This window comes from Dichelobacter nodosus (assembly GCF_001263335.1).
Lineage (GTDB): Bacteria > Pseudomonadota > Gammaproteobacteria > Cardiobacteriales > Cardiobacteriaceae > Dichelobacter > Dichelobacter nodosus.
In genome coordinates, this window is record NZ_LGVW01000005.1 from 21,192 (window position 1) to 35,482 (window position 14,291).

The 14,291-nt window shown below is 48.5% G+C and carries 14 protein-coding genes; all 14 read right to left on the reverse strand.

The window, feature by feature from the left end:
- Position 1: 1 nt before the first annotated feature.
- Positions 2-3,631, reverse strand: coding sequence for a hypothetical protein (locus tag AKG33_RS00170; RefSeq protein ID WP_012031085.1), 3,630 nt, complete (start codon positions 3,629-3,631; stop codon positions 2-4).
- Positions 3,632-3,639: 8 nt separating this feature from the next.
- On the reverse strand, positions 3,640-4,044 hold the full coding sequence (locus tag AKG33_RS00175; RefSeq protein WP_012031084.1) for a hypothetical protein: 405 nt from the start codon (positions 4,042-4,044) through the stop codon (positions 3,640-3,642).
- The gene (locus AKG33_RS00180; RefSeq protein ID WP_050707757.1) at positions 4,041-8,012 is read right to left on the reverse strand and encodes a phage tail tape measure protein; all 3,972 of its coding nucleotides are present in this window, start codon (positions 8,010-8,012) and stop codon (positions 4,041-4,043) included. The genes AKG33_RS00175 and AKG33_RS00180 overlap by 4 nt, the downstream gene beginning before the upstream one ends.
- Before the next feature lie 36 nt (positions 8,013-8,048).
- A complete protein-coding gene (locus AKG33_RS00185; protein ID WP_050707758.1) occupies positions 8,049-8,891 on the reverse strand; it encodes a DNA adenine methylase in 843 nt (280 codons plus the stop codon).
- A gap of 7 nt (positions 8,892-8,898) precedes the next feature.
- A complete protein-coding gene (locus AKG33_RS00190) occupies positions 8,899-9,126 on the reverse strand; it encodes a DUF7210 family protein (RefSeq protein WP_012031081.1) in 228 nt (75 codons plus the stop codon).
- A gap of 2 nt (positions 9,127-9,128) precedes the next feature.
- Positions 9,129-9,896: a phage tail tube protein gene (locus AKG33_RS00195; protein ID WP_012031080.1), complete on the reverse strand. Its 768-nt coding sequence runs from the start codon at positions 9,894-9,896 to the stop codon at positions 9,129-9,131.
- Complete coding sequence (locus AKG33_RS00200; protein ID WP_012031079.1) at positions 9,893-10,360, reverse strand: phage tail terminator protein; 468 nt, start codon at positions 10,358-10,360, stop codon at positions 9,893-9,895. The genes AKG33_RS00195 and AKG33_RS00200 overlap by 4 nt, the downstream gene beginning before the upstream one ends.
- Entirely contained in the window at positions 10,341-10,766 is a 426-nt protein-coding gene (locus AKG33_RS00205; RefSeq protein WP_012031078.1) for a phage virion morphogenesis protein, read from the reverse strand. The genes AKG33_RS00200 and AKG33_RS00205 overlap by 20 nt, the downstream gene beginning before the upstream one ends.
- A complete protein-coding gene (locus AKG33_RS00210) occupies positions 10,763-11,230 on the reverse strand; it encodes a gp436 family protein (RefSeq protein WP_050707759.1) in 468 nt (155 codons plus the stop codon). The genes AKG33_RS00205 and AKG33_RS00210 overlap by 4 nt, the downstream gene beginning before the upstream one ends.
- Before the next feature lie 21 nt (positions 11,231-11,251).
- Complete coding sequence (locus AKG33_RS00215; protein WP_012031076.1) at positions 11,252-12,238, reverse strand: major capsid protein; 987 nt, start codon at positions 12,236-12,238, stop codon at positions 11,252-11,254.
- Positions 12,239-12,240: 2 nt separating this feature from the next.
- Positions 12,241-13,062 (reverse strand): hypothetical protein, encoded by an 822-nt coding sequence (locus AKG33_RS00220; protein WP_012031075.1) that lies wholly within the window; start codon positions 13,060-13,062, stop codon positions 12,241-12,243.
- A 10-nt stretch (positions 13,063-13,072) separates the two neighbouring features.
- A complete protein-coding gene (locus AKG33_RS00225) occupies positions 13,073-13,471 on the reverse strand; it encodes a hypothetical protein (RefSeq protein ID WP_050707760.1) in 399 nt (132 codons plus the stop codon).
- Positions 13,472-13,562: 91 nt separating this feature from the next.
- Positions 13,563-13,985: a hypothetical protein gene (locus AKG33_RS00230; protein WP_041729526.1), complete on the reverse strand. Its 423-nt coding sequence runs from the start codon at positions 13,983-13,985 to the stop codon at positions 13,563-13,565.
- Positions 13,982-14,291: hypothetical protein (locus tag AKG33_RS07315; protein ID WP_161802443.1), on the reverse strand; the 310-nt coding region annotated here is incomplete at its 5' end. The genes AKG33_RS00230 and AKG33_RS07315, both read right to left, overlap by 4 nt.

The window sequence follows — 14,291 nt, forward strand, 5'->3', positions numbered from 1 at the left end:
CTTAAAGCTCCGTGGTGTTGCCACGCAGGCAAATCGTAAAGCCATCGCTGGCGCTTTGTTTTTCAGATGACGGTTGCACTGCGCGCAAAATCCAGACGCCGATGTGCGTGCCAAACGTATTAAAGCGGACGGTTTCGCCGGCAGCCCAACCGGAAACGCCGCTTCGGATACCAAAGGCGCCGAGCGGTAACGTGAAATACGGTTTATTGGTGGCAGGATTAATCGGTGCTAAATCCGTTAACGTGTCATAACGACCGACGAAACCGAGTGCCTCACTGTATAAATCAAATTGCATGGCATCGCGCCAAACAATCGCCCAGCGGTCAGTTGTTGTGCCGTCGTCTGTTAAAACAAAGGGGAAATCCGTAACGTTTAATCGGCTTCTGATATCATCGCCGCGGCGTTCATCTGACCAAATATTATCAAATGCTTTTTGCCCGAATGGCGCCGTCACGCGCACTTGCAAATCGCCGCCGATGAGCGCGGAAGAAACAAAGGTGCTGTTTGCAGGATAAGCGCGGCGCAGCGGAAATTGCAGCGTTAACGTGCCATCAATATCCACGCTGATAATACGGTTTTCTTCTTCTTGCCCATGTTTGACTTTGAGCGGCATTTGATAAGCTGATAAATCAAGCGGTTCCGACCACGTCAGCGTGCCCGCGGTTAAGTCATAATCATACAAATGAGCATCAACGGATTTGCCGGCGTTATCGAAAACACAAAGCCCGTCTAAATCACCGCGCGATAATGACACAACGCCTTTTGCCGTATGCGCGCTGCCGATATCTTCAATAATACGGTTACCGATAACAATCATATCGCCGCGGCGGAAAATCGGCACGCGTCCGTCTTGCGGCAAACGCACCGCATCAATGCCGATTACAGCAGTATCAAGCGGTAAATACGTATACGCCACGGCGTTATAAGTAATGGTTTCGGCGAGCACGTGCGCCGGTTTAAATATTTTGCCATCAACAACGGCTTCTGCCTGATACCACGGTTCATTTTCATTGCCGGCGGCATTGACTAATTCACCGAATTTAACCGCGGCGACACCGCTTTCAACGTCAACCGTGCCGGTAATTTTATTATCATTGATGCTGCCGTCGAGTTGTGCAATGGCGCTTAATTGTTCGCCGGTTGCGGTGGTCGCGCGGATTTGCAAACTGCCGGCGCGAATGGGCGAAGATGGGGTGCGGAAAGTAGCGGCATCAACCGGATTACTGTCAATTGTCGTTGAAAGCGCAACGATGCGCGCGTTGATATCGGTAAATTCTGATAAACGAATCACGCCGTTTTGGTAATCAATGGTGCCGACTTTGCGCGCATAGCCGGTTGAAGTATCTAAATCGGTATACATCGCGCCGGCGCGGTCAAAATGAAATTTATTGCCGACTTTAAGATGAACGCTGCCGGTGACGATGCGTTCTGCTAAATTGGGCGCGAGTTCAATTTCTAAAAAGCGCTCAGTATTGATTTCTTCAAACGTATTGGTGACGGTTTTGGGCGTAAACCACACTTCAACCACGCCATCATCGCCGAATGGCATAAAAGCGCCAACGCTTTGATACTCAAAACCGGTGAAGAAATTACGAAACACATCGCGCACTTCATGCTTATCTGGATCGCTTTGCGATTTGCGAACGATTTCAGTACCCGATTTATAAGTCATATATTGCGCTTTGGGAATTTTAACGGTGGTCTCCGGTTTAAAAGTGAGTTTGCGCGCGTCGTAATCAATCGTACCGAATGGCACATTATTTTCATCGATGAGTACGCCGGCGCCGTTATCGCGCAATACTTTATACGGGTCAATGCGTTTTAAATAAATTTCGCCGTATGTTTGCTGTTGAAAATCTTCAATCAATAAATTGTATTTCAGGCGCACAGTATTGGGTGCTATTGGTTTATCGCCTAAGTCGAGCACAATTTCGCCGGCGCCATTGCGTAGCGGCGCTTTATGCTCTTGCTGCACTTTATCCGCCTCTTCGAATTTTGAATAAGTGAGCGTGACTTTTTGCCCCAGCATATAACTTGCGCTATCGAGTTTTATCGTTTTTGTGCGCGCGTCATAATAACCTGTTGCGTTACCGGTGATTTTGCCGGCGGCGTCACAACTTGCTTGATATGTGTTCCACGTCAATTTCAGCGTTGCCGGATCTGCGGTTTGATTTAATACCAGCACGATGCTTACTTTCGGCGTTTCGCTGCTTCTGTTTTTATACTGCGCCGGCGTGCACCAAGCAAATAAAATAGATGAACCAACGTCGGGCAATTCGCCGCAGGTCAGCGTAACAGTACCGCTAGCATAATTTAACGCGCCGCTGCCGTGTGCCGCGCTAAAGCCGCGCAACGCGCCAGAACCGTCATCATATAAATCATACCAACGCCCTTGCGCGCGATATGAAACCAGTAAACTCGCCGGCGCTGGAATCGGATTAATCGCTAACACATAGTTATAACTACGGTTATTAATACTGATATCAATTTTGGTGGTATCAGATACTTTCAACTCGGAAACCGCAGGACGAAATGAAACCGTGCTGATGCCGGACGTATAAACCGAAAACCGAATTTCACCGCGCGCATAATCAACGGTGCCAATGGATTCTTGGCTTGATGCGTTGACTAATGTGCCGCCAACATCATTTGCAGTGATATTGCCTTTAATCGTCAAAGAATCCGGCACAATGGCGCGCCCTAAATGAATAACCTCATCGATATTTAAGGTTCGCAGGCGCAAGGTTTGCGTGATAAATCCATCGTCGCCTTTAATCGCATTATCCACTAATACTTGCCGTTGCCCTGCCGCGGTTAAGTCAACTAATGACGTTTCAACTTGCGACGTCGGCACTAGTTTTTCCATCAACGACGGCACGCGGATTTTCATCGCGCCGGAAACTGCATCAGCGCTCAATGCTTTAACGCCGTAATACTGCGCTGAATCGGCGACGTGGGTTTCGCGGATTTTGCACGGTGCATCGCCGTAGCCGAGCACGGGATAATCAATGCCGAGCATGTCTTGCTCAAGCGCTGTTGATGTTTCCATTTTTACCACAGTGCGCACAAAATCTTTACCGGTCGGGTCGGTGAAGGTGCGGTCTTCGCTGGATACTTTAATCACTTGAATATATTGTTCATATTGCGCATAACCTTTTTTGTCCTGCCGCAAACAATAAACATCGCCAATCAGCGGCAACGGCTCACCTTGGCGTTGATAAGCTTGTATAACGCGGCTGCCGCGTGATTGTACGGATAATAAAGTCATACGGGATTCAATAGTGCCAACTGAATAAGCTTCAATTCTTGGGACAATATCGCGGCGCTCTTCGCCATATTTAATGCCGCGAAACAATAAATAACTGACGTTTTGCGTTTTCGGCGGCTCGCTTAAAATCACATAAGCACCGCCCAGCGGCGTATCATCAGGGCGTCGCACGGCAGCGTGCACAGAACGCGCATGAAAAGCGCCCATGGTTCTCGCGACGTCCGAAATGGGATTAAAAAGCTGATTTTCTTCATCGGTAAGCGCGGTTTTCGTCATCAAACCGCCGCCGTCGTCAGCATCGGTTAAGCGTTCGGTTAAATAAATTTGCAAATCTTGACGCGTCAGCGCGGTTTTTCGTTCCATATCGTGCCTCAAATGGTCATAAGATTAATTTTGATGGTGTAAAAATCGCCGTCTTCTTCTGGTGTGCGGTAGACGACGGGCGTTGCCTCAAAAGCGTTTTCATGCAAGCGAAAGGTGACGTTAAAAACGCGTCCATCGTAATGCGTCAGCATCATTTCCAGCTCCGGCGTCGTCGTCCAATCCTGCATTGTTTGCAGTTGCGCGCGCCGAATCCATACCCAGTCGCCGGCGAGCGTAATCGGGCGTCCGCTGTATTTAGTGCCTTGTTGAATTACTTGCGCGCCGGATAATGTGCGCACGGGATTAGATTGCGCGATGTTTGACCAGTCAAATTCATCTATCCAGCGCATGTCTTGGTCAAACTGTAACCATGCCTGCGTGTCTTTACGGGTGAGTTGCCAGTAATCATTCATAATGGTCTTCTTTTAGCTGCGTTATAAAGCTCTTTGGCGAATTCTTCTTTGCCGCGCTGCGCGCCGCGCTCTTCCGCGGCGGCGATTTTAGCGTTCCAAATATCGGCAAGCGCTTCAGCCGTGGGGGCAGAACCAACCAATGTTACCGCCGGTTTATTCATATCAACTTGTGGCGTGCGCGCATCGTCAGCCATGCGATTATCCGGCGTACGATTTTGAGCGATGTGTTCGGCTTTATTTTGTTTACGTTGGGCATCGGCGGCTTGACGTTCAGCCGCTTTCTTTTGCGCTTCAGCAGCACGCACTTCAGCTTGGCGTTGTTCTTCGGCAAAAATCTGTTTTTGTAAAATCAAGGCACGCTCAAATTCTTTAGCAGCTTCTTTATTGCCGGCTTTTTGTGCCGCAGCGCGCTTTGCTTCTAATTCTTTTAATTTTTTAGTTTCTTCAATTTGTTTGGCAAGCGAATCATCACCGCGCAGTCGCGCCAAATCAGCTTCCAAACTGTCGGCAGTGTCGCGCGCTTCTTCGGATAACGCGCGCATGTGGTTGCGTGCTTCTTTGAGCGCATCGCGTAAATTATTTAAACGGCTATCACCCAAATTTTGCACGCTATCGACCGAATCCAAAGAGGAAATATGTAATTTGCCCATTGCTTCGGAAATATCTTGAGCACTAAAAGAACCGTTGCGTAGTGATTCCGTCATTTCATCGATTCGCGCCCGCGCCGAGGCTGCGGCTTTCATCGCGCTGACAAGGGACGTGGCAACTTCGTTAACGTTGCTTACACCAAAATTAAAGCGCGTTTTTTGCCAAAAGCTTTGCAGAGCATTTTCAACTTCTTCACTGGTCGCTCCCAGTTCTCTCATCGCTTCGATACGTTTGCGCGCTTCGGTGTAATAGGCTGGCGCGGCAAGGGTAATAGTTTTACGCGTTTTTTCGCTTTGAGATTCGACTTTTGCTTCAGCAGTGCTGGCTTCTTTAGCGGCGTTGGCGCTTTCTTTAAGCGCTTGTGTTTTTTGTTCGATAGCGGCTTTATTGGCGAGCACTTCGCTGGTATTGGCAGATAGCGATTGCGTATGTGCCGCGTTAGCTTGCGCTGCTGCTTGTGCTGCGTTCGCGCCGCCGTTGATGCCAGCGCGCAGTTGAGCGAGTTGTTCGGCAGTAAGTGCGCCGGCGGTACCGGTTTCTTTAAGCGCATCGGAAAACGCTTTGAAATCTTCGGTGGTATGCAAGCTTTTAAGCATATTGTCAAAAGCCAGTCGCACGGCTTCAGCGCTTTGTTTGCCCGATGCTTTCAATGCTTCCATACCGGTTTTCCAGTGCGCCAACATTTTTTGCACGCCGGAAGAGGTACGATTGGCGATATCGTCCATATTTAAACCCAAAGCTTGCAGTGCTGCGCTTTGTTCATCGGCTGCGCGTTTAGCGAGCTCTTGCGCTTGTGCGGTTTGAAGCACGGCGTGATAAAGCTCCTGATTGCCGTCAACCGCTGACATCAATTTTTGGTTTAACTGCTCCTGCGCGGCGCTACTGTCGCCCATGTTTTGACGTGCCGCTTCATAAGCACGCGCTAATTGCGCCACGTTGCCCTCAGCAATCACTGCCACCGTTCCGAATGCTTCTAATGATTGCTTGGCTTTATCGCTGATGCCGGTTTCGAATTCGGAAAAACTTAAGCCCAAAGTTTTAAATGCTTCATTAGCCGCTTCGAAATCCGTCTTCATCACTAAACCGATGGATTTCCCTTCAATTTCTGATGTTAACTCGATGATTTTTTGTCTGGCGACGTCAATTTGCGAGGAGATATAGGCATAAGTTGCGCCGTTTGCCTCGCCGGCATCGCGCAGCACTTGAAGCGAGGATTGATGCTGCTCAATTTGTGCGTTTAATTGATTAATTTGCGCTTGATTCTGCGCAACCATTTCAGCGTGTTGCCGTTCAGCTTCGGCGGCTTCTGCGGCTTTTTGCGCCAATTGTTCTTTGGCTTGGGCGAGGCGTTGTGTTTCTTCGGTGGCAACTTGCGCGCTGGTTTTATAATAGGTGGCGACATCTTCAAATGTGCTGTCGCTAAAGATAGCTACAGTGTAAGCCGCAAGTTTGCCCAGACTATCACCGAATGCACGTACGTGTTCTGATTGCTCATAAAGCCAACTACCGAATGAAAAGCCAGTTGTGAAGCCAGCCGTTGCAGCAGAAAGTACGTTTAGCGTTTTGCTTAAAGCGTTTGCTGCTTTATCCATTTTGCTAAACCCTTCAACGCCTTGTTCTGTTTCGCCGCGTAAACGGTGCAATCCAGCGCTTGCTTGTTCGCTCCCTGCCCCTAATAATGAAAAACTGTTTTGTGCGACGCCGCCTAATAATTTAAAACTTTCTGCAGCGGCATAAGCCACGACCTTTATTCCGGCAACCGCAGAGACGAGTTCCGTAATATGCGGGTGTGCCTGTGCAAGCGCCAAAATCTCTTTGACGGTACCGCCAAAAGCAGATGCTACGTCGGCGATGATGGGTAATAATAGGCTGCCCAGCTCGATGGCAATGTTGTTAATGGCAGTTTTTGCTTGTTCGATTTTTTTCGCTGCGGTATCCATTGCCGCGTTTGTTTCTTCTTGCATGGCGCCTGCGGTTGCTTGCTGGTCTGCAACCAATGAGAGTGCGTGGCGAAAGCTGTCTAAGCTGCCGGCGGCTAAAGCAATATCATCGGCATATTCCAAACCGAATAATTTAGTAAGCGTGATGGCGCGCTGCTGCTTATCAAGCTGACTTAATTTTTCCATAAACGACATTAACGCTTGTTCGGGATTGGCGCGAATCGATTGCGCCAGTGCATCAGCTTCTAAGCCGATGCTTTTGAGCGCATCTTTAAATTCTTTACCGGCAGCCGGCGCTGTTTGTAGTTTGTTCAACAAAGCATTGATGGCAGTACCAGCAACTTCCGGTGTTTTGCCTAAGGCGATAAAACTATCGGCAAGCGCGGCGGCAGATTCGGCAGCGAGCCCGAATTGTTTGGCAGTGCCGCCAATGCGCAAAGTGGCATTAATGATTTCGGCTTCGGTGGCAGCGGTATTATTGCCGAGGGTATTAATGGCATCTCCGAGCGCGCGCACATTTTCCAGCGGTATTTGATAAACGTTTGCTAATTTGGCGGCGGCGTCTCCGGCTTGCTCCGCCGTCATATTAAACGCGACTGCCATTTCGCCGGCGAGACGGGTAAATTCTGGCAAGTCTTGAAACGCCACGCCTAATTGTCCGCCCATCGCCGTAATATTAGCTGTCTCTTCGGCAGTCATGCCGAGCTCGTAGGCAAGTTGACGAATGGTGCCGGATAACTGCTGCATTTGTTCGGGCGTAGCATCAACTACTTTTTTAACGCCTGCCATCGCTGTTTCAAAGCTCATCGCGGATTGCGCGACCACGGAAAGTCCGCCGGCGCTGCTGATAATTTTGGCAAGTCCGCCGGCGATATCGCCCAAACTGGGTTTGGTATTACGCAGCGCGCTTTCCAGTTCATCGATTTTTTGCCGGTGCGCGTCAGCAGCGTGCGCTAATTCTTTTTGTGCCGTGCCGCCTTCCTTTTTTAAATCACGGTAGGCATCAACAGCTTGTTCAATTTTACTAACGGCGCGTTCGTCGGTATCGATACCGAGCTGCGTTTTTGTTTTGGCGATGGCTTGTAACTGTTGCGCTTTTTCGCTTACGTGCTCAAAGCTGTGCGCCATTTCATCACTTTGCAACACGGCGCCGGCGGTTTGTTTGCCCAAGCCATCAATAGCGCTTTCTAATGCGGTGATTTGTTGGGCATGTTGTTCTGGCGTGAGTTTTTCCCATTCGCTGCGCAGTTTTTCGGTTTGGTTTTGTAGCGCTGCAGTTTGCTGCGCTACGCCGGTTAACGTTTCTGATATTGCTTCGATTTTTTCAAAATTGCGAACGCTGGCATCAATTTTAATGCCAACTTTTAAATCATTTGCCATTGTGTTTTCCCTGATAAAAACACCGCCCAGCGGCGGTTATGAGAATTTATAAGTCAAATTGTCTTCATAAACAGAAGAGTAATTGAGCCGTGTTTGGATATTGATGCGTTGATAATCACTCATGCGGTTGCAGCCTTCGGCGTCGCTCGTGGTCACAAAATTAAGATAATCAAGCCATTCACTTTTGGCGCCGCTAAACATGATCCAAGGTGGACGAATGAAACCGGTTAAACGCAAAAATTGAACTAATCCGAAATAAGAGTCCATTTTGTAGCTGCTTTGGTCAGTGCAAATATAAGGTGGGTCGAGTACAAATAAACAGTTGGGGACGTGGTAAAAGCGCGGTAATAAGTCCGTATAGCATTCATGAGTTATTTCCAAGCCTGCCAAATAATTTTCTGCCAGCGGATAATCATTTTTCCGGATATTTTGGTAGAACGTTTTTTGATAAAGCGCCGGCAAACTTTGCGCGTTATTGCCAGAAAATAACAACCAACTTGAAATACAATTGATATCTTTATAGCCGTTAAACGTTTCTAATATCTGCACGACGGCTTCTTTGACGGGTGCTTTGATTTTCTTTTCGCGCGGTTGATTTTGTAAAACGTCAAAAAGCATGCGGCGCAAGCGATTCGTGTCTTCAATATGCTGCAAGCGTTCAACATAGCCATCAAAATCGTTATAAATAACGCGCGCTTTGGGGCAGGTGCGTTTTGCAGTATGCGAAAGTAAACCCGAGCCGCCGAATGCATCGATGATTGTCCAACCGGCGCCGTCGCTCGGGATATGTTCTTTGAGTACTTTTTGAAATGCGTTTAAAAACATGCGTTTTTGCCCAATGAAAGGCAAAGGTGCTTGTTTAAAAGGTTTATTGTTCATCGTCCTCCTATTTAGTTAATAATGCGGATAATTCAGTTTTGCTGGCATTTTTACGGTATGAAATGCCGCGCGCGTCTAATTGCGCTTTGAGTTCGGCGACAGTTAAATCTTCGTTAGATACCGCAGCGCCTTGTTCGATTAACCAGCGCGCCGTGCTTTCAGCAATATCAATAACACTGCCGGCAGCGCGCGCGACGCCGCCAACAATAACCACTTGTTTTAATTCAATCTTCATCGTTATTCCTTCATCTCAACGGTAAAGGCGGTTTCATAACCCTCAGCGGTTTCAGGACGACCTTTAAATGTGATGGTGTTAAATTCATCGGTGAAGAAATTGAATTCGCCGTCAACGGCTAAAGTAAACTGCGGCATGTGCAGCAAAACATCTTCACCGGTAATCCGGTTCCTCCCATCGAGCCACAATTCGCCGCGCAATTCCGTTGATTTGAACGCTTGAATCACCCAGCGCGTCCACGTTGCCGTTTTGTAGCTGACTTTAACGGTGCCGTCGATATTAGCGGCAGCAGCGCCGGCGGACGTCACGCGGAACAACCCGAGCCGCGGTTCTACTTCAATTTCTTTTGGGTCAACCGTGCCGGCGGCGGTGGCATCTTTAACGACGACCTCGCCATCGATATAACGATGCGGCAGTTTGAGCCAAACATCTGGTTTGAAAGCGATTTCTTCATCGGCGACGGTTTCAGCTTTCATCTCATCAACGCCTAAAGAACCCATAAGTGCCATTGCAAACGTTTCTTTATTGATGGTGTCAATCGTGATGGAAAGCTCGCCGGCTTTGGGCAATGTGACGGTATTTAATACTTGTCCGTAGGTTCCGCGTTTTTTAGAGATGCGCTCGAGCACTTCAGAACTCATCGCAACCGAAAATTCGGTCGCATTACCGAGTTCAAAAATGCCCAACTCTTCGCGTCCTTTCACTTTTAATTTGACGGTGCCTTCACCGATGAAGGCATCTTCGCGAATATGCGCGGTGGGGTGTCTCATAATTGTTCTCCTTTAATATGTAGGCTTAAGATAAATTTAAGCGGATAAAGACTGTATTTATTACGGTGGACGGCGCGCGGTGGCGTCACGGCGCGCAGGCGTTGACTGCTGCGTTTATCATCAGTAAAAGGTGCAAAGCTCATCAGCGCCGAAAGTACGCGTCCGAGCAATACGCCGGCTTGTTGCGGTTTGCCATCATTGCTGTAATCGAGTTCGGCAATAACGACTTGATAAGCAATATCAACGGTTTGATGGCGTGTTGAATTGCCGGCAGGTTGCAAAAGCTCGATGCCGTCAAAAGTCACAAAGGCATAATGATTGCTGCCGGTGGTTTGCCCGTTGATGATTTTTTCTAAATCCACCGCGCCGCGCACGGCGCGAATTCCATCAACAGCAGCAATGCGCGCCACGATGGCGTCCCAAGCGCTATTTAAATCTAAAGGGTCAATCGGCAAAGTAGGCATGAATTATCTCCAGAATTTCTGCTTCTGCATCGGCTTCTAAACCTAAAAATGGGCGGGCAGGAATAGCATCGCGTCCGCTTTGATGCGTGAGCGCATACACTAAATCGCTGCCGATGAGCACGCTGCTGTCGCCCATCAATTGGCTTTTAATACTGGTTTTTAAGGCGCCGGTGTCGTTAAGCGGAAGATTGCCGCCATCACCGCCGCGGCGATGGGCACGCGGGCGTTTTAATGCTTGCCAGCTGCTGCCGTCGGGTGCGCGGGCTTGTTCAAAACGTAAGAGAGTATTGCTGACTTCGTTTTCGCCGATTTCAGTTAACAGCGGCGTTAAATCGGCACCGCGTGAAACGAGTGCGCGCAAACGTTCGTGTGCTTCATCAAAACCAGAAACGCTTACAAAAATCACGACTTCACCAACCCTTTAGCCAGCAAGTCATCGGTGAAAACGGGCGGGCTCGAAACCACCGCTAAACCGCTGACGCTGCTAACTGCCATTGGCGATGGTTTAATGTTTTTTTGCTGTTGTTCGTTGTGCGCGATGAGTGAGACTTCACCACGGGCAACGCGTTCCAGCCATAAAATGGCATCTTGATAGCGTTTGCGCTGCACGCTTGTGCCATCTTCGACTTGGTCGTCGTGCAAACGATAACGGGCGATGTCAGCAGCGTATGCAATAAGCACTGCCGGCAGTGTTTTCAAAGGTAAATCTAAAGCGCGGCTTAAATAGCTGTCGATGATGGCATTTGCGTCGCAGCAGGCGGCTAATAAACGCTCATGGTCAGGGCTTAAATCATCGATAGGCACGGCTAAAATTTGCGCTAATTCATCACGACCAAAACGCGTGATAATGTCGGCGCCGGTGATATACATAGCAATCTCCTAAAGCGCGGTTTAGATTTTGAAATGCATTAAGGTTTTAGGACGCAAACACAAGGGCAACGGCGCGGATTCGGTATAAACACTAATGCCGCGCTTATGCGCTAAATCTTCGATATCGATATAAAACGGGCGTGCTATTTGGTTGACAGCGCTCATTAAGGTACCGGTAGCGTTATAACGGGTAAAACCGCGTTGCATACCTTCTAAATAAGCATGCGCTTCACCGTCGGCAATAACGGGTTTGCCGTCGATTTCGTAGTGATAAACTTCGAAAATAAAGCCGTTCCATTGAAAGGTATCAACGGGCAAATTACGCGCGAAAGCATTTTCTTGATAACGCTCAAAGGCTTCATGCGCGGATTTATGCGCGATAACGCTATCGAAAAAACCACGCGAACATAACACGCGCGCTTGGGTGCAGGTGTCGCCGGCTAAACCGTCTTTCATGATGCGCAAGGTTTTCGCGAATTGTTGACCGATATCAGCAGCGGCGGCGTCAATGGTGGTTAACGGTTCGCTGATGCCCAATTCTTTAAACAAATCAAATAAAACTGTTTCACCATCGGCATCAATGATTTTGCCTTTGATGGCGCCGAGCATGAGGTGCTCGATGGTGAGGTCGTGCATTTCGCGGTGTGTTGCAATTTCTTCCTGCATCGCTTCTGCATTCGAAAGCAGCGCATCACGTGTGCCCACTTTGCGCACATCTTGGATTTGCTCGCTGCGGATAGTGGTTTCTAAATTTAACAGCGGCGGCGTAAAAGTCCGGACGGTGCTTCCTTTGCCGTAGGCTCTAACATTAGCCGCACCGACGCGGCTATTAGCCGGAATCAATTTGAGCTCTTTATCGGTAAATTCAACCATCACGCTGGTAGTGGTTAAATTTTTATCTTGGAATAAACCGCTGTTTAATAAACGATACGGTACATTGGGTTTGCTGTTGACGGCTTCATCAAGTTCAGCTTGAGTTAGCCCGAGTTTACTTAAAACGTCTGCCATGATTATTTACTCCATTTTATGGGGTTTTCCCGTTCGGGGGTTGGGGTGGGATAGGCATTAATGCTTAATGCCGCGGTTTGTTTTTGTTGCAGCACAAATTGCTCAAGCATCACCTCAAAAGTTTCACCTTCAATAACCGCAAGTTGCGCGGCGGCTACATCGGCGATGCCAAGCGCTTTTAAGCGTGATAGGCGCGCCGATTGCGCTTGGTCGTTAAGTTGCTTTTTGAGCTGTTCAGCTTCGGCACGCGCTGCGGAAAGTTCGGCGCAAACGCGTTCATATTCAGCATTTTGTTCATCTTGCTCATCGGCATTTTGTTCGGCGACTTTTAAGGTGTCGTCGGGTTTGTGGTTCAGCGATAACAGGCTGACGTACGTGTTGCCATCAACGCCGAGGGTGCAAAAGCTGACTTCACGAATCAACGCGTTTTCAAAGACCAACACGTTATCTTGTTCAATGGCTTGCCCGTTGAGCATGTCGCCGCTTTTGCGCTCGCTGATGCGGTCGCTTTCAACGAATACGGATAACTGCCATTCTTTGCCCGTTTCAGCATCGGCAATGATTTCTTGCGCAATGCTTTTGTTATCCAGCAAAGTGCCGTCGATGATGAGCTTGCCTTCTTGCGCGCGCAGTTTGCCGAAACCGATGGGCGTTTGTGGGTCGTGCTCTAACAAGATGGGCACTTGTTTATCCAGCTTTTGAATGCTGCTGATATCAATGCCGATGGTGCTATCGCCGTAAGATAACGTGGTGCCGCTGTAGGCGACGCCGGTAAATTCGCGCCCCGTCAGCGAGAGGCGCAACGATAAAATGATTTCATTCATGAGGTACCTCTTAGGGTTTGACGCCGCGTTGCACGTCTACGGATTTCTTCAAAATGATATTTAAGGGTGGGAAAAAATTACCGTAGAATTCAAACGCGCCACCTTTAGCAAATGATGCCGCCGTCACATGATTTAATTTATCAATGAGAATTACGGCAAAGCGAACGACGAGCGCGAACTTCGCACCGGCTGCCACATCTTCCAAAGCAAAGCCGATTTTGGGCGCATCGCCGGTGGACGGTGGCGGTGGAGTGCCGTCTTTAAGCACTTCAAAATTGACGCCATCGGTAGCAAGCACCACATCGCCGGCTTTAATGGCAGCTTTAGCGATGCCGATTTCGCGCGAGACGTGGGGATTGGCTTCCCAATGGAGGAACTGGGGACGTTCGTAAGGAATCGTTTCAGTCATTTTGGCTCCTTAAAATAAAAAGCCCTCAAAACGAGGGCAATAAAAAAGCCAGCTTTAAGCTGGCTGCTGGGGGAATAAATAGGGTTAATGGTTAGAAGACAACGCCGAATTTTTCCATTTCTTCTAATTTTTCGCCGTAGGCTTCAAACTCTTCTTTGGTGCCTAAGAAGACATTAATTGGAGGTATATCTTCGCATAAGCCGGCAAGGCAAGGCGCATAAGGATAAAGCTCTTTGGGAAAATATTTGTCTGTATCAGAGCCTCTAATCTTGGGCAGGTGGTTCCCAGCCATGGCGGTATATAAACAGGCAGTAAACTGATAAATATCGCGGTAGGGGTCAGTGATATCAATACCAACGTAAATACTGGTGCCACCGCCCCAACGCCCCCAAGACTTCGCATCAGCGATTGTCTCATCAATAACTTTTTTTATCTCTTCATCTTCGTAGGTAAAAATACCCTTATCGGTATCCAGAGAAGCTGGTAACTCGTTCAAAGTAAACTCATATTTCATGGCTGATACCTCAATAATAAGCCTAATGCCAAGTATAACACTTCAGGGTCTTTGTGATGCAAATGATAAACTCTCCATTTTTCGCTATGGCTTTTGTAAGCAGAACCGGCTAATAAATATTGATAAGCCATGGTCATCATTTCGAGTGGTTTGGGTTCGTCATCGCTGCCATAGTTTTTCCCAAAATATAGGTTAAAAAAGTGGTCAGCGCGTCCTTTTTCTCTCGCGTTATATACAGGTTTTTCGCCTTGCTCTTTTAAGATGTCATTGAGCGGTCGCGTTTTTTCGCCGCGCGTGCGGTCAAGC

Bases quoted from the DNA above. Each gene is read 5' to 3' on its own strand.
- AKG33_RS00210 (WP_050707759.1), bottom strand. From the start codon at position 11,230: ATGTATATCACCGGCGCCGACATTATCACGCGTTTTGGTCGTGATGAA.
- AKG33_RS00215 (WP_012031076.1), bottom strand. From the start codon at position 12,238: ATGGCAGACGTTTTAAGTAAACTCGGGCTAACTCAAGCTGAACTTGAT.
- AKG33_RS00220 (WP_012031075.1), bottom strand. From the start codon at position 13,062: ATGAATGAAATCATTTTATCGTTGCGCCTCTCGCTGACGGGGCGCGAA.
- AKG33_RS00195 (WP_012031080.1), bottom strand. From the start codon at position 9,896: ATGAGACACCCCACCGCGCATATTCGCGAAGATGCCTTCATCGGTGAA.
- AKG33_RS00175 (WP_012031084.1), bottom strand. From the start codon at position 4,044: ATGAATGATTACTGGCAACTCACCCGTAAAGACACGCAGGCATGGTTA.
- AKG33_RS00190 (WP_012031081.1), bottom strand. From the start codon at position 9,126: ATGAAGATTGAATTAAAACAAGTGGTTATTGTTGGCGGCGTCGCGCGC.
- AKG33_RS00185 (WP_050707758.1), bottom strand. From the start codon at position 8,891: ATGAACAATAAACCTTTTAAACAAGCACCTTTGCCTTTCATTGGGCAA.
- AKG33_RS00170 (WP_012031085.1), bottom strand. From the start codon at position 3,631: ATGGAACGAAAAACCGCGCTGACGCGTCAAGATTTGCAAATTTATTTA.
- AKG33_RS00230 (WP_041729526.1), bottom strand. From the start codon at position 13,985: ATGAAATATGAGTTTACTTTGAACGAGTTACCAGCTTCTCTGGATACC.
- AKG33_RS00225 (WP_050707760.1), bottom strand. From the start codon at position 13,471: ATGACTGAAACGATTCCTTACGAACGTCCCCAGTTCCTCCATTGGGAA.
- AKG33_RS00200 (WP_012031079.1), bottom strand. From the start codon at position 10,360: ATGCCTACTTTGCCGATTGACCCTTTAGATTTAAATAGCGCTTGGGAC.
- AKG33_RS00180 (WP_050707757.1), bottom strand. From the start codon at position 8,012: ATGGCAAATGATTTAAAAGTTGGCATTAAAATTGATGCCAGCGTTCGC.